Annotated in this window: 14 protein-coding genes and 1 tRNA gene; 11 read left to right on the top strand and 4 right to left on the bottom strand. The window is 68.7% G+C overall.

Annotation, left to right across the window (positions count from 1 at the left end):
* Positions 1–4: 4 nt before the first annotated feature.
* Together EIZ45_RS34760 and EIZ45_RS34755 are read left to right on the top strand one after the other, a co-directional pair.
* Positions 5–685, top strand: coding sequence for a TetR/AcrR family transcriptional regulator (locus EIZ45_RS34760; RefSeq protein ID WP_134668011.1), 681 nt, complete (start codon positions 5–7; stop codon positions 683–685).
* Entirely contained in the window at positions 682–876 is a 195-nt protein-coding gene (locus EIZ45_RS34755; protein ID WP_134668010.1) for a ferredoxin, read from the top strand. The genes EIZ45_RS34760 and EIZ45_RS34755 overlap by 4 nt, the downstream gene beginning before the upstream one ends.
* Positions 877–951: 75 nt before the next feature.
* On the opposite strand, the gene EIZ45_RS34750 is transcribed toward EIZ45_RS34755, so the two are convergent.
* From EIZ45_RS34750 to EIZ45_RS34740, 3 genes are all read right to left on the bottom strand, one after another.
* A complete protein-coding gene (locus tag EIZ45_RS34750) occupies positions 952–1,752 on the bottom strand; it encodes a lipopolysaccharide assembly protein LapB (protein ID WP_134668009.1) in 801 nt (266 codons plus the stop codon).
* 292 nt (positions 1,753–2,044) lie between these two features.
* Entirely contained in the window at positions 2,045–2,551 is a 507-nt protein-coding gene (locus EIZ45_RS34745) for a hypothetical protein (protein ID WP_134668008.1), read from the bottom strand.
* A 142-nt stretch (positions 2,552–2,693) separates the two neighbouring features.
* Positions 2,694–2,767: transfer RNA gene (locus tag EIZ45_RS34740), tRNA-Leu, on the bottom strand.
* Positions 2,768–2,996: 229 nt separating this feature from the next.
* Between EIZ45_RS34740 and EIZ45_RS34735 the strand changes: the two genes are divergently transcribed.
* From EIZ45_RS34735 to EIZ45_RS34710, 6 genes are all read left to right on the top strand, one after another.
* Positions 2,997–3,611, top strand: a complete 615-nt coding sequence (locus tag EIZ45_RS34735) for an ANTAR domain-containing response regulator (protein ID WP_009079762.1) — start codon at positions 2,997–2,999, stop codon at positions 3,609–3,611.
* Between the two features lie 631 nt (positions 3,612–4,242).
* Positions 4,243–5,418, top strand: a complete 1,176-nt coding sequence (locus EIZ45_RS34730) for a branched-chain amino acid ABC transporter substrate-binding protein (RefSeq protein WP_037818084.1) — start codon at positions 4,243–4,245, stop codon at positions 5,416–5,418.
* A gap of 94 nt (positions 5,419–5,512) precedes the next feature.
* Positions 5,513–6,526, top strand: a complete 1,014-nt coding sequence (locus tag EIZ45_RS34725; protein WP_037818218.1) for a branched-chain amino acid ABC transporter permease — start codon at positions 5,513–5,515, stop codon at positions 6,524–6,526.
* Positions 6,523–7,668 (top strand): branched-chain amino acid ABC transporter permease, encoded by a 1,146-nt coding sequence (locus EIZ45_RS34720; RefSeq protein WP_037818085.1) that lies wholly within the window; start codon positions 6,523–6,525, stop codon positions 7,666–7,668. Before EIZ45_RS34725 ends, EIZ45_RS34720 begins: the two co-directional genes overlap by 4 nt.
* Positions 7,665–8,594 carry an ABC transporter ATP-binding protein gene (locus EIZ45_RS34715; protein ID WP_037818086.1) on the top strand — a complete coding sequence of 310 codons (930 nt, stop codon included), beginning with the start codon at positions 7,665–7,667 and terminating at the stop codon, positions 8,592–8,594. Before EIZ45_RS34720 ends, EIZ45_RS34715 begins: the two co-directional genes overlap by 4 nt.
* Entirely contained in the window at positions 8,581–9,294 is a 714-nt protein-coding gene (locus tag EIZ45_RS34710; RefSeq protein ID WP_037818087.1) for an ABC transporter ATP-binding protein, read from the top strand. Before EIZ45_RS34715 ends, EIZ45_RS34710 begins: the two co-directional genes overlap by 14 nt.
* 438 nt (positions 9,295–9,732) lie before the next feature.
* Here EIZ45_RS34710 and EIZ45_RS34705 read toward each other — a convergent pair whose 3' ends face one another.
* Positions 9,733–10,128: a hotdog fold thioesterase gene (locus EIZ45_RS34705; RefSeq protein ID WP_162836026.1), complete on the bottom strand. Its 396-nt coding sequence runs from the start codon at positions 10,126–10,128 to the stop codon at positions 9,733–9,735.
* Between the two features lie 107 nt (positions 10,129–10,235).
* Between EIZ45_RS34705 and polA the strand changes: the two genes are divergently transcribed.
* From polA to EIZ45_RS34690, 3 genes are all read left to right on the top strand, one after another.
* Positions 10,236–12,974: a DNA polymerase I gene (gene polA, locus EIZ45_RS34700; protein WP_134668006.1), complete on the top strand. Its 2,739-nt coding sequence runs from the start codon at positions 10,236–10,238 to the stop codon at positions 12,972–12,974.
* 656 nt (positions 12,975–13,630) lie between these two features.
* Positions 13,631–15,259 carry a serine protease gene (locus tag EIZ45_RS34695; RefSeq protein ID WP_134668005.1) on the top strand — a complete coding sequence of 543 codons (1,629 nt, stop codon included), beginning with the start codon at positions 13,631–13,633 and terminating at the stop codon, positions 15,257–15,259.
* On the top strand, positions 15,256–17,535 hold the full coding sequence (locus EIZ45_RS34690) for a serine/threonine-protein kinase (protein ID WP_134668004.1): 2,280 nt from the start codon (positions 15,256–15,258) through the stop codon (positions 17,533–17,535). The genes EIZ45_RS34695 and EIZ45_RS34690 overlap by 4 nt, the downstream gene beginning before the upstream one ends.
* Positions 17,536–17,540 lie beyond the last annotated feature (5 nt).

Here is a 17,540-nt window from a genome sequence, read left to right as displayed (position 1 = left end):
AGTCATGAGGAACAACGCCGCCGACCGGGACGCGCCGGTTCGGGCGCACGCGACCCGGGAGCTGATCCTGACCGCTGCCGAGCGACTGTTCGCCGAGCACGGGATTCTCGCGGTGTCCAACCGCCAGGTCAGCGAAGCAGCCGGACAGGGCAACAACACCGCAGTCGGCTACCACTTCGGCACCAAGACCGATCTGGTCCGGGCGATCGCGCGCAAACACTCCGCCGCGATCGAGGAACGTCGGCAGCGTCGGCTGGCCGAGATCGGCGACAGCGCCGACCTGCGGGACTGGCTCGACTGCCTGGTGCGTCCGCTGGCCGAGCATCTGGCCGCACTGGGCAGCCCGACCTGGTACGCCCGGTTCGCCGAACAGGCCATGGCAGATCCGACGCTGCGCCCGATCGTCGTGGAGGAGTCCCTGTCCTCCCCGTCGCTGGCGCGCATCGTCGAGGGCCTGCAACAACGACTGCCCGACCTCCCGCCCGAAGCGGCCGCCGAACGCAGCGACATGACCCGGACTCTCTTGGTCCACCTGACCGCCGAACGCGAACGCGCCCTCGCCGAGAAGACCGCCACCCCGCGATCCGACTGGAACGACGCCGCCACCGGCCTGATCGACGCGCTGATCGGCCTGTGGCAGGCACCGGTCACCGCGTCGCCGAACGAAAGGAAGAAACGCCGATGAAGGTCACCGTGGACGAAGCGAAGTGCTGCGGCGCGGGCACCTGCGTGCTGCTCGCGCCGGAAGTGTTCGACCAACGCGAGGACGACGGCATCGTGCTCCTGCTCGACGAACACCCCGGCGAAGAACTGCACGCGACCGTCCGCGAAGCCGCCACCGTCTGCCCCGGAGCCGCGATCTCCGTGGACGCGTAACCACTGTCCATAGTGGACACTAAGTTCGCGCTGCGCGAGATCTCTGCCGCGCCGCCTGATCGAGACGGACGTGTCTCATTCGCCGAGGAGGTCTGAGAACTTCTCCAGAAGTGCCCGCGCAGCCTTGGCGACTCGGGGATTGTCGGTTGCAGCCGCCCGGCGGAGCCATACGACCGCCTCGGTGCGTTCGCCTCGCTTCAGCTGGTCGGCGGCCAGCCAGAGCATGCTGTCCGGAGCCGCGAACTCGCCGTGCTCGACCACCTGGAGATGCCAGCGCGTGGCTTCCCCCTGCTCGCCGCGTTCGTCGGCGATGCGGCCGAGTTCGTGCATCGCTCGGCTCACTGCGGACGGGGCGGCGGAGTCCGCGGCCTGCCGCAACCAGTGCTCGGCGGTGTCAAGGTCGTGGTTCTTGTGGGCCAGCGACCCCAGCCAGAACAACGCTTCGGGGACCGTCCCCGGCTGGCCGGACTCGAGGGCCCGGCGAAGCCACTCCGCAGCTTCCTCGTCTTCGCCGCGACCCTCCAGAACGAGACCGAGTCGCAGCGCGGCACCAGGCCCCACCTCGGGTTCACCGCTCGCGACAGCTAACCGAAACCAGTGCGCAGCCTCGTCCTGACGACCTTGCCGCTCACGGATCCCGCCGAGCCGCAACATCGCCATCGGAGCATGGACCGAATCCTCGGTGGCCAGCGCCCGCCGGTACCACTGTTCGGCATCAGCCAACTCGCCCCTGCCCTCACAGCGGTAACCAAGGACGGTCATGGCATGGGCCGCGTCATGCGGATCCGGACCGTCGACGGCTTCCCGCAATTCCCACTCGTCCAGGTCGGCCCAGGGCCGCGGTCCGCGCTTACGTTTCGTCCCCCAGCGTTTCATCTTGGAAGGTTATTCCCGGCTTTCCGGACATACAAGGCTGATCGAACGCTTGACACCTCCGACAAGCCGCTGCCGGAAGCCTCGGACTTGCCTCGACCCGTCAACGACCACAATGGACAGTGCGGAACCGCCCACGAACCCTGACGCCCCGCCAGCTGGGCCGCCGAACCACCCTGGACGGCAACCGCTTGCGCCGCCGCGGGAGTCGTGCCGCCGAGCGACTCTGAGCAGCGGAGCCGTTGTTATCCAGGCTGCTGCAGTCACCTGCCCCGCATCTGGTCGAGGTGCCTGTTCAGCCGCCGATGGTGAGCGTGATCGGTGCGTGTGCCCGGTCGGCAGGGAGGAATTGGTCTCCGCGGTGGGAGATGGTGAGCACGTAGGAGGGGAGTCCGTCGGGGACGTCGTTGACGGTGAATCCGAGTTGGCATCCAGTGACAACATTTTGGCCGTAGAGGTAGCTGGTTTGCGCGGTTCCGCTGGTGATCGAGCCGGTTGCGATGACGTGGCCGGCGCCGTCGGACACTTTGACGGCTGTGCCTGGTGTGAGGTCGGAGTACCCGCCGGTTCCTTGGCAGGCGCTGTCCGTCGTTCCGGTGCCGTCCGTCCGCACGCCGGACAGGTCGCTTTCGATGGTGAGGACACCGGTCAGCACGAACGTCTTCGCTGGCGGCGCGGTCAACGACGACGGGATCCCGAGCGACATGCTCGAGGGTCGCGTGGCGAAGTACGTGATGGTCGCGGTGGCCGCGAGGGCGAACACCAATGCACCGGCACCGGCGACGAGGCGGGTAGTGGTCATGTCGTGCTCCAGTCGTTCGGACTGTTCTGGAGCAGTCGCACAGGGCGGGGTGCGTGTTACCGAGGGAATCCGATGGCGGAGAAGATAACCGAGGCGAAGAGAAACAAGACCGGCTTGGCCGCATCCGGTGGGTTTTCGACGGTGCCCCCGGTGAGATTCGAACTCACACTGGACGGGTTTTGAATCCGTTGCCTCTGCCAGTTGGGCTACGGGGGCGCAGTGCCGGAAACTTTACGGGACCCGTCCTCCCCTCCGGCGACCGGGTCCGGTGATCGGGTCCGGTGATCGACGGGGATCGGCGGTGATCGACTTGGGGCCGGGGCTGGGTGTCGCCCGCCACTTCGTGGTGAACGCCATCGTGGGATCTGGATCGGTCCCGGTACGCTGGGCTCTCGCGGGTGACCGCGTGTCGAAGACGTCCCGCCGAGCCTTCAGGAGGACACCGGTGACCGAACAGGCTGCCGAGTCGAACGGCGCCGCCGCCGGCGTGCCGCAGCGACGGGTGCTCGTCGCGGAAGACGAGGCGCTCATCCGGCTCGACCTGGTGGAGATGCTGCGCGAAGAGGGCTACGAGGTGGTCGGCGAGGCCGGCGACGGCGAGGAGGCCATCGCGCTGGCCACCGATCTCAAGCCGGACCTCGTGATCCTCGACGTCAAGATGCCGAAGCTCGACGGCATCGAGGCGGCCGCGCGGATCACCGGCGACCGGATCGCGCCGGTCGTCATTCTCACCGCGTTCAGCCAGCGCGACCTCGTCGAACGGGCCCGCGACGCGGGCACCATGGCGTACCTGGTGAAACCGTTCGCCAAACGCGACCTCGTGCCCGCGATCGAGCTGGCCGTCAGCCGGTTCTCCGAGCTGCAGGCCCTCGAGGCCGAGGTCGCCGGGCTCACCGACCGGCTCGAGACCCGCAAGGTCATCGACCGGGCGAAGGGCCTGCTGATGAGCCGCCAGGGGCTCACCGAACCCGACGCGTTCCGCTGGATCCAGCGCACCGCGATGGACCGGCGCACCACGATGAAGGCCGTCGCCGAGGCGGTCGTGGAAAGCATCGGCTGAGCAACCGGCAAGCACCCGGGGAAGCGGGCGTGACCAGGGGGTCGCGCCCGCTTTTTCGTGGCCCGGCACTTCGGAAACGCCGCAAACCGTTCCGGAGAGTCACCGACCGGCCCCGGAGCGCGCTCCCGCCCAGCGGGACTGCCGTCCGGTTCGCCGCATCCGTCCCGGCCCGCGGTGTCGCGCCGAAACCTGGGTGCCGACCAGCGAAAACCCTTCTGCGGCACCGGTTCGCGACCCACCCGTGCGGGTTGATCTGCCCTGCGCGAAAGGGCAAGGTTGCTACCTTGGAGGCCGGGGGATCGTGGTGTCGGTCACGGTGACAGAGGGGATGTTCCTACACTGCCTCCATCGATCGGACGCCAGGTCTAGGTCCGTTCGAGGGGTGCTCGGACACGAAGAGTCATTCACTCGGTCGTTGCAATCAGACGATCGAGTGTAAATCGTCCGTTAATTCTCGTGACGACCGTCACGATGTGGATACAAGACTCGCTGTGACTCTGTGCAACACCTCACCCGGCGGCTACGTTCAGCGCCCAGTCGAAGTCCCACGCAGGGACCCGCCGTTCCGCAGGAGCGTGGCGGGTGGCATTTGGAGGAACGAGTGCAGAGAGCACGACTCACTAAGGTCATCGTGCTGGCCGCGGCGGGAGTCATCTCCCTTGGCGCCTGCTCGGCGCGGACCGGCGGTGACTCGGGTGGCGACAGCGGCGCGCCGCAGGCCGCGGCCCCGTCGGCGGCGGCGAACGCGGCGGACCCGGCGGGAGACGGCAAGGCGCAGTGCGCGCCGACCTCGATCGCCTACGCCGGCACGATCAACGGCGCGAACGCGGCCCTGGGCCAGAACATCCTCAAGGGCGCGAAGCTGGCGGTCGACCAGCACAACAAGGCGAACCCGGGCTGCCAGGTCAAGCTCGCGGAGTTCGACACCGAGGGCACCCCGGACAAGGCGCCGGGCATCGTGACCCAGATCGTCAACACCCCGGGCATCATCGGCGTCATCGGCCTCCCGTTCTCGGGCGAGTCGAAGGCCGCGGGCAACATCTTCAACTCCGCGGGCCTCGTCGCCGTGACCCCGTCCGCGACCAACCCGTCGCTCGCCCAGAACGGCTGGAAGACCTTCTTCCGCGCACTGGGCAACGACAACGCGCAGGGCCCGGCCGCCGCGAAGTTCATCACCGGCGAGCTCAAGGCCAACAAGGTCTGCGTGATCGAGGACGACTCCGAGTACGGCACCGGTCTCGCCGCCTCGACCGTCAAGGCGCTCGGCGACAAGGCGAGCTGCCAGGACAAGGTCAAGACGAAGCAGACCGACTTCTCCGCCGTGGTCAACAAGATCAAGAACGAGAAGCCGGACGCGATCTTCTACTCGGGCTACTACCAGGAAGCCGCTCCGTTCGCGCAGCAGCTGAACGACGCGGGCGTCAAGGCCAAGTTCGTCGGCCCGGACGGCGTGAAGGACGACCTGTTCGTGAAGGGCGCCGGCGACGCCGCGGCCAACGCGTACTTCACCTGCCCCTGCGTGCCCGCCGACCAGTTCACCAAGTTCACCGACGCCTACAAGGCGGCGACCGGCGTCGACCCGGGCACCTACTCGCCCGAGGCCTACGACGTCGCGACGATCCTGCTGAAGGGCATCGACGCGGGCAAGAAGGACCGCGCCGGCCTGCTGGACTTCGTGAAGACCTACGACGGCCAGGGCATCACGAAGCACTTCAAGTGGGACGACCACGGCGAGCTCGCCGCGACCACCGTGTGGACCTACAAGGTGGAGAACGGGAAGATCGTCCGCAACACCGAGATCAAGTAGCTCACCGCTTTCGGTTCCAGTACCGGGGTGCGGGCCAGGCGGCGAGATCCCGCCGGGCCCGCACCCCGGACCCACATGGAGAACTAGTGTGTCGATGACCCCTGACCTCAGTTCGCTCGTCCTCGCGCAGGGCGGCGGAAGCTGGATCACCTTCGACGTGAATTCGTTCCTGAACCAGTTCTGGGACAACACGATCGACGGTCTTTCCTACGGCAGCATCTACGCGCTCGTAGCGCTGGGCTACACCCTCGTCTACGGCGTGCTCAAACTCATCAACTTCGCCCACTCCGAGGTGTTCATCTACGGCGCCTTCGCGACGTGGTTCACCTTCTACGGCTTGGGTTTCCGTCCCGGCGCGACCCCGGATCTGCCGATCTTCGAGCTGATCGGCTTCCTGCTGCTCGCGCTCATCGCGTCGATGGCGGTGTCCGGCGGCACCGCGGTCGTGCTGGAACGCGTGGCCTACCGGCCGCTGCGCAAACGCAAGGCCCCCCGGCTGGTCTTCCTGATCACCGCGATCGGCGCTTCCTTCGTGCTGCAGCAGATCCTGTTCATCTGGCGCGGCGGCAACCCGGAGAACAGCATCCGGCTGCTGCGCAACGACGAGGTGTTCACGATCTTCGGCGGCAGCGTCACGATCGTCACCATCATCACCGTGGTGGCGTCGATCCTGCTGATGGTCGGCACGGACATGTTCGTCAACCGCACCAAGTTCGGCCGCGGCATCCGCGCGGTCGCGCAGGACCCGGACACCGCGACGCTGATGGGCGTCAACAAGGAACGCGTCATCACCCTGACGTTCCTCATCGGCGGCCTGCTGGCCGGCGCGGCGGCGCTGTTCTACATGATGAAGATCCCGCAGGGCGCCTCGTACCAGGGCGGCTTCATCCTCGGCATCAAGGCGTTCACCGCCGCGGTGCTCGGCGGCATCGGCAACCTGCGCGGCGCGCTGCTGGGCGGCCTGCTGCTCGGGGTCGTTGAGAACTACGGGCAGTCGCTGTTCGGCGGCGCCTGGCGCGACGTCGTCGCGTTCGCCCTGCTGGTGCTGATCCTCATGTTCCGCCCGACCGGCATTCTCGGCGAATCGCTCGGAAAGGCACGGGTATGACGACGACTACGACGCCGCCCGCCGCTCCGGCGAAGGCGCGCCGCCGTCCGCTCTCGGACTGGTGGAACAGGCTGTCCCGGGTCCAGCAGTGGGGGGTGCTCATTCCGCTGGTGGCGCTGGTCTACCTGCTGCCGGTGCTGAACCCGCCGCTGATCACCACCCAGCCCGGGTACGACTTCCCGATCGCGATGTTCGAGGTGGCCCGCTACGCGCTGGTCGCCATCGGGCTCAACATCGTGGTCGGCCAAGCGGGTCTGCTCGACCTCGGCTACGTCGGGTTCTTCGCGATCGGCGCCTACGTGATGGCGCTCTTCACGAGCCCGGACTCGTCGCTCGCGAAGCTGCCGTTCCTCGTCGTGCTGCCGATCGCGATGGTGGTCACGATGATCTTCGGGGTGATCCTGGGGACGCCGACGCTGCGGTTGCGCGGCGACTACCTGGCGATCGTCACGCTGGGCTTCGGCGAGATCGTGCGGCTGCTGGCCGACAACATCGACCCGCTGCGCGGCAACCGCGGCTTCCAGGGCGTCGGGCACCCGCCGGGCGTGAAGGCGGACGGCAACCCGCTCTTCAACAACACCGACGGCATCCCGTGGTACTGGCTCTGCGTCACGATCATCATCGTGATCCTGTTCGTGGTCGGGAACCTGGAGCGCAGCCGCGTCGGCCGTGCGTGGGTCGCGATCCGCGACGACGAGGACGCGGCCGAGATCATGGGCGTGCCGACGTTCAAGTTCAAGATCTGGGCGTTCGTCGGCGGCGCGGCGGTCGGCGGCCTCTCCGGCGCGCTGTACGCGGGGCAGTTGGGCTTCGTGAACAACCAGAAGTTCGACGTGGTCACGTCGATGCTGTTCCTGGCCGCGGTCATTCTCGGCGGCGCGGGCAACAAGGTCGGCGTGCTGCTGGGCGCGATCGTGGTGGCGTACGTGCCGCTGCGGTTCCAGCAGATCGCGGAGTACAAGTACCTGATCTTCGGGCTGGCGCTGATCGTCCTGATGATCTTTCGCCCGCAGGGCCTGCTCGGCGCGCGGCAGCGGCTGCTCGCCTACGGCAGGCAGGCGTACCAGCGGCTGCTCGGCAAGGGCGAACAGGTCAGCAGCGACGGTTCGCTGGTCACCGACAACCCGGGGGAGAAGGCATGACGGTCCCTGGCAACGGAACCGGGCCCGAGGTCCCGGCCGAGGGCGGCCTCGTGGCCGAGGTCGCGAACATGACCGCCGACGAGCTCGCCGAGCACGAGGCCGAGGTCGCCGAGGTCGTCGCGCCGGACCGGGAGATCCAGGCCGGCTACGGGCAGACGCTGCTCAAGGTCGACGACGTCACCGTCCGCTTCGGCGGGCTGGTGGCGCTGGACTCGGTGTCCTTCGAGATCCGGCGCGGCGAGATCCTGGGCCTGATCGGGCCGAACGGCGCGGGCAAGACCACCTGCTTCAACGCGATGACCGGCGTCTACCGGCCGTCCTCGGGGCAGGTGCTGCTCGAGGACCAGCCGCTCGGCAAGACGTCGCGGCACGGGATCACCCAGCTCGGCATCGCGCGGACGTTCCAGAACATCCGGTTGTTCTCCGAGATGACCGCGCTGGAGAACGTGGTCGTCGGCACCGACGCCCGGCACAAGACGAGCCTGCTCGGCGCCCTCCTGCGAGTCCCGCGGCACCACCGCGAGGAGAAGCAGGCGATCGAGAAGGCCATGGCGCTGCTGGAATTCGTCGGCATCGCCGACCGCGCCGCGGACCGGGCGAAGAACCTGCCGTACGGCTATCAGCGCCGGCTGGAGATCGCGCGGGCGCTCGCCACCGAGCCGAAGCTGCTGTGCCTCGACGAGCCTGCCGCCGGGTTCAACCCGGCGGAGAAGGAAGAGCTCATGGGGCTGATCCGGACGATCCGCGACGACGGCTACACCGTCCTGCTGATCGAACACGACATGAAGCTCGTCATGGGCGTCACCGACCGGATCGTGGTGCTGGAGTTCGGCAAGAAGATCGCCGACGGGCTGCCTTCCGAAATCCGGGAGAACCCCGCCGTGATCGCCGCTTACCTGGGAGTTCCCGACGATGACGTTGCTTGAGCTAACCGAGGTTTCCGTCCACTACGGACGGATCCAGGCCGTGTCCGGGCTGTCCATCACGGTCAACGAGGGCGAGATCGTCACCCTCATCGGGGCCAACGGTGCCGGCAAGTCCACTACGATGCGGGCGATTTCCGGTATCCGGCCGATCTCCGGCGGTGCTATTCGGTTCGACGGCGAGGATATTTCGCGGCTGCGCGGGGATTTGCGTGTGGTTCGCGGGATTTCTCAGGCGCCGGAGGGGCGGGGGATTTTCCCTGGCATGACGGTGCTGGAGAATCTGGACATGGGCGCTTATGCGCGCAAGGACCGGAAGAATCTGCAGCCTGATTTCGACCGGGTTTTCGAGTTGTTTCCGCGGTTGGCTGAGCGGAAGACTCAGGTCGGCGGGACTATGTCCGGGGGTGAGCAGCAGATGCTTGCTATTGGGCGGGCGTTGATGGCTAAGCCTCGGTTGTTGTTGCTGGACGAGCCTTCTATGGGGTTGGCGCCGCAGTTCATTCAGCAGATTTTCCGGATTATTACGGAGATCAATCGGCAGGGGACTACGGTGCTGCTGGTTGAGCAGAATGCGCAGCAGGCGTTGTCTCGGGCGCATCGGGCTTATGTGCTGGAGACTGGGCAGATTACCAAGACTGGTACTGGGCAGGAGTTGTTGGCTGACACCAGTATCAAGGAGGCTTATCTCGGGGTGGGGTGATCGGCTCGTCGCCTGGCGGCGACATTGCCCTTTGTTGCGTGGGCACCCCGAATTTTCNTGCCCTTTGTTGCGTGGGCACCCCGAATTTTCAGTGTGACTACGGCGCGGGGGTGCTTGTCAAGGCGGGAAAGATGCCTTGACAAGCACCCCCGCGCCGTGTTTTGGGCGTCGTATCGGGGGTGGGGGAGGTGTGGCTGCCTGGTTCGGCGGGTGCGCTGGCTGCGGGTTGGTGGGTGGTGGGGCTAGCGCCCCAATGTGGCATTGGGTGCATGTGACGCAACGAATGCCGCATTGGGTGCGTGGGATGCACCCAATGTGGCATTGGGGCTTTCTCAGCAGCGGGCGCGGGTGTGTCGCTCCTGGCGCGGACGGTCGTGAGGGGAACCCTGAGGGAATCAGAGTTCCTCGGGGTTCCCCTCACGACACCTGTCCGTGGGATTAGGCGCCTGGCGGGCGGTCCCGGACCACGCAGGTGAGCCTGGCGGTGCAGGTGCGGCGGCCTTCGTCGTCGGTGAGCACGATTTCCGACGTGATGGTGCCCCGTCCGACGTGCAGGGGGGTCGCGACTCCGGTGACGGTGCCGGAGCGGACTGCGCGGTGGTGGGTGCAGGACAGCTCAAGGCCCATCGCGGCGCGTTCCGGGCCTGCGTTCAGTGCGGCCAGCACCGAGCCCAGGGCTTCGGCGACGGTGGCGTTCGCGCCGCCGTGCAGGAGGCCGTAGGGCTGGAGGTTGCCTTCGACGGGGATCGTGCCGACGACCCGCTCGGGGGTCAGCTCCACGAGCTTCAGCCCGATCTTGTCGTTCAGCTGCTGGTCCGCGGCCGCGGGGTCCATGCCCGCGAACTGGCCCGGCGTGATTTCCGCCGTCTGCTCGGTCACTCTCTGCTCCTCAACCTATGCGACACGCAAGAGTGTCAGACCCTCACCCTAGACTCGCCCCCGTGAGCCCGAGTGAGAACCGAACCGTTGCCAAGACCACAGGCGCCGCCGGTGCGCAGGAACGACCCCGGCTGCTGCTGATCGACGGCCATTCGATGGCCTACCGCGCCTTCTTCGCCCTGCCCGCGGAGAATTTCCGCACGAAGACCGGGCAGGTCACCAACGCGGTCTTCGGCTTCACCTCGATGCTCATCAACCTGCTGCGCGACGAGAAGCCGACCCACCTCGCGGTCGCCTTCGACCTCTCGCGCAAGACCTTCCGGTCGGAGACGTACGCCGGCTACAAGGCCAACCGCAGCGCCACGCCGGACGAGTTCCGCGGCCAGGTCGACCTGGTCAAAGAGGTGCTCGACGTGCTCGGCATCCCTTCGCTCACGAAGGAGAACTACGAGGCCGACGACGTCATCGCCACGCTCACCACGCAGGCGGGCGAGGACTACGACGTCCTCATCTGCACCGGCGATCGCGACGCGTTGCAGCTCGTCACCGATCGGGTGACGGTTTTGTACCCGAAGCGGGGCGTCTCAGACCTCGTGCGGTTCACGCCGGACGCGGTGGAAGAGAAATACGGCCTCACGCCGACCCAGTACCCGGACTTCGCTGCGCTGCGCGGCGACCCGTCGGACAACCTGCCCGGCATCCCCGGGGTCGGGGAGAAGACCGCGGCCAAGTGGATCCGGCAGTTCGGCAGCCTGGCCGACCTGATCGACCGGGTCGACGAGGTCAAGGGCAAGGTCGGCAACGCGCTGCGCGAGCACCTGTCCTCGGTCCAGCTCAACCGGCAGCTCACCGAGCTGGTCCGCGACGTGCCGCTGGAGTCCGTGCCGGACCAGCTGGAGCTGCGCCCGTGGGACCGCGAGGCAGTGCACCGGCTCTTCGACGAGCTGGAGTTCCGCGTCCTGCGCGACCGGCTGTTCGAGACGCTGAGCAGCGCCGAACCGGAGGCCGAGGAAGGCTTCGAGGTGTCCGGCTCCGCGCTCGCGCCGGGTGCGCTCGGCGCGTGGCTCGAAGCGCACGCCGGAGCGGCCGAGCCGGTCGCGCTGTCGTTCCGCACCACGGGTTCGTCGGTTCGTTCCGACCTCAAGGCGGTCGCCTTCGCCACGGCTGACGGCGAGGGTGCGTACGTCGACGTCACGGCGATGGACGAGGCGGACGACCGGGCGCTGTCGGCGTGGCTGGCGGACCCGAAGATCCGCAAGATCGGCCACGACCTGAAGGTGCCGCTGCACGCGGTGCGCTCCCGCGGCTGGACGTTCGGCGGGCTCAGCATGGACACCGCGCTCGCCGCGTACCTCGCGCGGCCGGGGCAGCGCACGTTCGGGCTCGACGACCTGGCCCTGCGCTACCTGCACCGCGAGCTGCGCTCGGAAGCGGGGGACGGCGACGGCCAGCTGTCGCTGCTCGACGGCGGCGCGGACGAGCTGGAGCAGAAGGAAATCTCCGCCGAGCTGGTGAAGGCCCGCGCGGTCTTCGAGCTGGCCGGCGCGCTCACCACCGAACTGGAGGAGCTCGGCGGCGCGAGGCTGCTGGCCGAGCTGGAACTCCCGCTGCTGGAAGTGATCACCGAACTGGAAGCGGCGGGCATCGCGGTCGACGTCGACCAGCTCACCGAGCTGGAGGCGCACTACCTCAGCCGGGTCACGCAGGCCGCGGAATCCGCGTACGAGGTGATCGGCAAGCAGATCAACCTCGGTTCGCCGAAGCAGCTGCAGGTGGTGCTGTTCGACGAGCTGGGCATGCCGAAGACCAAGCGCACCAAGACCGGCTACACCACCGACGCGGACGCGCTGCAGTCGCTGTTCGAGAAGACCGAGCACCCGTTCCTGCAGCACATGCTGGAACACCGCGACGCGACGCGGCTGCGCACCACGGTCGAGGGCCTGATCAAATCGGTCGCCGACGACGGGCGCATCCACACCACGCTGCAGCAGACGATCGCGGCCACCGGACGGCTGTCGTCGATCGAGCCGAACCTGCAGAACATCCCGGTGCGCACCGAGGAAGGCAGGCGCATCCGCGACGCGTTCGTGGTCGGCGACGGCTACGTCGAGCTGATGACCGCGGACTACAGCCAGATCGAAATGCGGATCATGGCGCACCTGTCGAAGGACGAGGGCCTCATCGAAGCCTTCAACAGCGGCGAGGACCTGCACACGTTCGTCGCGTCGCGCGCGTTTTCCGTGCCCGCCGCGGAAATCACGGCGGAACAGCGCTACCGCGTCAAGGCGATGTCGTACGGATTGGCGTACGGCCTGTCGGCGTACGGCCTGTCGCAGCAGCTGAAGATCTCGACGGAAGACGCGAAAGAGCAGATGGAGGCGTACTTCTCGCGGTTCGGCGGGGTGCGCGACTACCTGCAGTCGGTCGTCGGGGAGGCCGCGAAGCGCGGGTACACCGAGACGATCTTCGGCCGCCGCCGCTACCTGCCGGACCTGAACAGCGACAACCGGCAGCGCCGCGAAATGGCCGAGCGGATGGCGCTCAACGCCCCGATCCAGGGCAGCGCGGCCGACATCATCAAGGTGGCGATGCTGAACGTGCACCGCGCCCTCGCCGAAGCGGGCTCGCGCAGCCGCGTGCTGCTCCAGGTCCACGACGAACTGGTCCTGGAAATCGCCGACGGCGAGCGTGCGGACGTCGAGAAACTGGTCCGCGAGGGCATGGGCTCGGCCGCGGAACTCACCGTGCCGCTGGAGGTTTCGGTCGGATACGGACGCTCGTGGAACGAGGCCGCGCACTGAGCTGAGGCACGCCCGGGGCCGGTCGGCGACTGGCCCCGGGCACTCAGGCACAGCGAGGCTGGAACGGACTCGGCGAGTCCGAGCGGGCAGGCACGAGTCGGCTGTGCGGGCGAGGGAGTCCGGTCGGCGGTCGCGGTTCGTCGGCGTGGACAGAAGAAATCGGCGGCTCGCCCGTTCGGACGAGCACGGGCGGGGATTCCCGGATCTTCGCCGTGGGCAAGGCAATCGGCGGCACCTCCGGGCAAGCGCGCGAATCGGCGGCACCGGCGACAGCTCTGCGCCGAAGGCGAACACCGGCGCGGGCAACGGAATCGGTAGCGAACCCAACCGAGCAAGCCCGCACGGGCAACGGAATCGGTAGCGAACCCAGCCGAGCAAACCCGAATCAGCAGCCTCCGCAGATCCGCCGTTCGCCTCGGCCAACCCGCGTCGAACCCGGCTCGGAAGGCCCGAAACCCTTGCATGCCAACCCAAGCAAGATCGCCACCACCGTCGCGACGATCTGACTGCCCGCCAACACGATGCGACTCCCCGAAACCGGTGTCACCCACGAGAAGTGTCTGCACGCCGCTGAACGGGTGAGCTTGCTGCTCCAGCGTGGGCCACTTTCCGCGAACGCCGCCCGGGCCGCCGATCGCGCGGCGTAGGGTCCCCTCGTGGGGTACCAGGCCGAGCGTCGACGCTGGCGGGTTCGCCTGCGCGACCGCACCGGCGGGATCCGCGGGGCAGGCACCATGCTCGACGAGGACCATGTGCTCACCTGCGCGCACGTCGTCGAGCGGGCGGGCGGGCCGGACGCGGACGTCCTGGTCGATTTCGTCGGGCTGCCCGGCACCCCGGTCGGTTCCGGCCGCGTCGTGCCGGGGGCGTGGGTGCCGCCGGGGCCGGACGAGCGCGGCGACATCGCCGTGCTGCGGCTGGCCGAGCGGGTGCCGGGAGCCAAAGGCGCGCCGTTGTACCGGATGCCGTTGTCCGACGGGCAAGCCGTGCGCGCCTACGGGTTCCCGGAAGGCGCGGACGAGGGGCTGTGGACGTTCGGCGAGCTCGCCGGCGAGGGCGGGCCCGGATGCGAATGGGTGCAGCTGGGCCGGAAGAACGACGACCAGCCGATCACCGGCGGGTTCAGCGGCACCGCCGTGCTCGACGAGGAGACCGGCCGCGTGGTCGGCATGGTCGTGTCCCGCTACCAGGCCGAGGGCGAGCGGGTCGCGTGGATGATCCCGGTCGAGACGATTCTCGGCTACCTCGGCGCGGACCGGTGGGGGCGGGGGAGCCCGGCCGTCGACCAGACCTTCGGCCGCGAACTCGACCGGGTCGCCTACGACCCGCAGTTCGCGCGCGAGGTCGTGGGCTGGTTCGGCGAGGGGCGTGGCGTGTGGATCGTCGTGACCGGCGAGGCCGGGTCCGCGAAGGCTGCCGCGCTGGATCTCGCGGTGGTGCTTGCCGACCGGGAGCGTTCGGCGGCGGCGAACGCACTGCGCGACACCCTGGCCAAGGAAACCTTGCCGCCGGCGGGAAGCGTCGACCTCGCGGTGGACGCGGCGGGCAAGACCTCGGCTCAGGTGCGGCAGCGGCTCGCCGAGCGGCTTGACCTCACGCTGGACAACGGGGTGACGCATTCGGGCGTCGGCCGCACGGTGGTGGTGAACGCGATCGACGACGCGGCCGAGCCGGAACAGCTGATCGGCGAGGTGCTCGCGCCGCTCGCGGACCGCGCCGCGGGGCTGGGGATCCGGCTCGCGCTCGGGTTCCGCCGCGAGTCGTCGCCGGGGCTGACGGAGTTGCGGTCGCGCCGGAACGGAGCGCGCCCGGACGGGTTGGCGCGCCGGATTTCCGCGCTGGACAAGCAGATCGACGAACTCGCCGCGATCGAGGAACACCTCTCCGAATTGGCCCCGCGGTTCGCGGTGAGCGACATTCCGCCGCCGCGAGTGCGTCGCCGGCGTGGCGCGGTGAGCCGGTTGCAGGAAGCCGCCGATCTCGGTGAGGTCGCGTGGGCGGAACGACACGTCGAGGAGGTCGCCGGGGTGGTGGCCGCCGATCTGGCCGCGGCGAAAAGCGCACGCGATCGGCTGGACGCGGCACATGACCGCCGTACCGAGTTGAGGTTTCGTCTCGACGGTTACGGAGAGCGTGCCCGCGCAGCCGGCCGGGTCGAGGATCCGCTGCTGGATTCGTTGTACGCCAACGCTTGGCATCTGCTGTACGAGGGCGCGTGCGATCCGGAGGAGGCCGCGGCGGCCGTTGAGGCGTTCGGTGCCGCGGTGCGCAAGGGGAATCGATGACCGCCTGCGCCCGCCCGGACTGCTCCGGCACGATCAGCCGCGCCGGGTTCTGCGCGAAATGCGGCTGGGCGCCGGGATCCGAGCCGAAGAAGCCGCCGCCGAAAGCCGACGCGACGCTCGTCATCCCCGCTCCGGGCGCGAGCCGGATCGCCGACACCGTCGTCACTCGGGAGCAGCAGACCGCCGGGCACGGCACCGGCGACGACTACATCCCGCTCCCCGTGGTCGTCCTGCCGGACATCGCCGGGCGCGTCCTCGCCGATCCGCACGTCGCCGAGGACGAACGGTACTGCGGCAAACGCGGTTGCGGCGCGCCGGTCGGCCGCTCGGCGGGTGGCCGTCCCGCGCGCACCGAAGGCTTCTGTTCACAGTGCGGCACGCCGTTTTCCTTCTCTCCCAAGCTGTTTCCGGACGACGTGGTCGACGGCCGCTACCAGGTGCACGGCTGTATCGCCCGCGGCGGCCTCGGGTACGTCTACCTCGGCACCGACCTGCGGCTGAAGCAGTACGTCGCGCTGAAAGGCCTGCTCAACACCGGCGACGAAGCCGCGGTGCGGATCGCCGAGACCGAGAGCCAGGTGCTGACCTCGCTCGACCACCCGAACATCGTCCGGATCCACGACGTCGCCACGCATCCCGATCCGCACGGCGGGCCGGACGCGCGCTACATCGTCATGGAGTTCGTCGACGGCCTCCCGCTCGCGGAGGTGATGCGGCGCGGCCGCGCGATGCTCGACGGGCCCGAGGGCAAACTCCTGGTCGAACACGTCGTGGCGTACGGCCGGGAGATCCTCACCGCGCTCGGCTACCTGCACGAACAGGGGCTGCTGTACTGCGATCTGAGCCCGCAGAACGTGATCCACGGCGAGAAGCGGGTCAAGCTGATCGATTTCGGCGCGATCCGCAAGATCGGCGACCAGACCAGCCCGATCGTCGGCAACCCGCGGTTCCAGATCGGCGCGACCGAACTGGACGAGCACGGCCTCACCGTGCGCTCGGACATCCACACCGTCGGCGCGACGCTGCGCGACCTGTTCCGCTGCAGCGACGGCTGGCCGCGTCCGGCCGACAAACGGATCGCGCTCGGCGTCGAATCCTTCACCCAGGTGCTCGACCGCGCGACCGGGCCGTACGAGCACCGGTTCGCCACCACCGGCGAAATGCTCGTGCAACTCGACGGCGTCCTGCACGAGATCCTTTCGCTGCGCGACCGCCAATCCCGCCCGTCGATCTCCACCCTGTTCACCGAGGCGGCGGTACTGCTGGACGCCGGGCTCGGCCAGCCGCGGCCGGTCGGGGAGTGGGTGCGTCGCGCCTGGCGCACCGCGGGCCCGCTCGGCGCGCTGCCCGCACCGCTCGACATCGCGCTCGGATTGCCGGTGCCGCACGAGGATCCGCACGATCCGGCGGTCACCTTCCTGCGCACCGTTCGCGCACCGGATCCCGCTCGGCTGCTGAAGAAACTCGAACGCGCGGACTCGACGGTCGAGGTCGAGCTGCGCCGCTGCCGGGCCTGGATCGAACTGTCCGAAATGGACTCAACCGGCACGGAGCAAGCCTCGCGACGAGTGGACGCGGCCGAGAAACTGCTCGGTGCCCGGGCGAAGCACGACTGGCGGATCGCCTGGCATCGCGGGCTGGTCGCGCTCGCCGCCGGTGCCGTGGAGACCGCGCAGACCTGGTTCGAGCGCGTCCACCGCGACATCCCGGGGGAGGAGACGCCGAAGCTCGCGCTCGGCCTGTGCGCGGAGCACTGCGGCGGCCCGAAGAAGGCGGCGCGCTACTACGACGCGCTGTGGGTGCGCGACCATCTGCAGGTCAACGCCGTTTTCGGGCTGGCTCGCGGGCATCTGCAGCTGGACGAGCGCACGGCCGCGGTGGAACTGCTGGACCAGGTCCCGGAGTACTCGCGGCACGACGAGGCGGCCCGGATCGCCGGAATCCGCGTGCGCGCGGGCATCCTGCCGGTGGGCGACGCCCTGCCCGACATCGAGGACCTGGCCGAGGCGATCGACCGGCTGTCCGCGCTGGAAGTGGACCGCGACACCGCGGATCGGCTCACCGCAGAGGTCCGCGAGAGCGCGCTGCGGTGCTACCTGGCCGGGATGCGCGGGATGCCGCCGGGCCCGGTGCTCGGCGAACGGCTCGACGAGCACGGGCTTCGGCTGCTGGTGGAGCAGTCGTACCGGCGGATCGCGCGCCGGGCGGGTTCGGCGGAGTACCACGACGCTTTGGTCGACCGCGCGAACGAGACGAGGCCGACGACCTGGGTGTAGGCGGC

The organism is Amycolatopsis sp. CFH S0740 (genome assembly GCF_004522315.1).
In the GTDB taxonomy this organism is placed as follows: Bacteria; Actinomycetota; Actinomycetes; order Mycobacteriales; family Pseudonocardiaceae; genus Amycolatopsis; species Amycolatopsis nivea.
The sequence above is the reverse complement of the archived record's forward strand: the minus strand, read 5'-3'. Positions and strand labels throughout refer to the sequence as shown.

Bases quoted from the DNA above. Each gene is read 5' to 3' on its own strand.
- EIZ45_RS34760 (WP_134668011.1), top strand. From the start codon at position 5: ATGAGGAACAACGCCGCCGACCGGGACGCGCCGGTTCGGGCGCACGCG.
- EIZ45_RS34755 (WP_134668010.1), top strand. From the start codon at position 682: ATGAAGGTCACCGTGGACGAAGCGAAGTGCTGCGGCGCGGGCACCTGC.
- EIZ45_RS34750 (WP_134668009.1), bottom strand. From the start codon at position 1,752: ATGAAACGCTGGGGGACGAAACGTAAGCGCGGACCGCGGCCCTGGGCC.
- EIZ45_RS34745 (WP_134668008.1), bottom strand. From the start codon at position 2,551: ATGACCACTACCCGCCTCGTCGCCGGTGCCGGTGCATTGGTGTTCGCC.
- EIZ45_RS34725 (WP_037818218.1), top strand. From the start codon at position 5,513: ATGACCCCTGACCTCAGTTCGCTCGTCCTCGCGCAGGGCGGCGGAAGC.
- EIZ45_RS34720 (WP_037818085.1), top strand. From the start codon at position 6,523: ATGACGACGACTACGACGCCGCCCGCCGCTCCGGCGAAGGCGCGCCGC.
- EIZ45_RS34715 (WP_037818086.1), top strand. From the start codon at position 7,665: ATGACGGTCCCTGGCAACGGAACCGGGCCCGAGGTCCCGGCCGAGGGC.
- EIZ45_RS34710 (WP_037818087.1), top strand. From the start codon at position 8,581: ATGACGTTGCTTGAGCTAACCGAGGTTTCCGTCCACTACGGACGGATC.
- EIZ45_RS34705 (WP_162836026.1), bottom strand. From the start codon at position 10,128: ATGGACCCCGCGGCCGCGGACCAGCAGCTGAACGACAAGATCGGGCTG.
- EIZ45_RS34690 (WP_134668004.1), top strand. From the start codon at position 15,256: ATGACCGCCTGCGCCCGCCCGGACTGCTCCGGCACGATCAGCCGCGCC.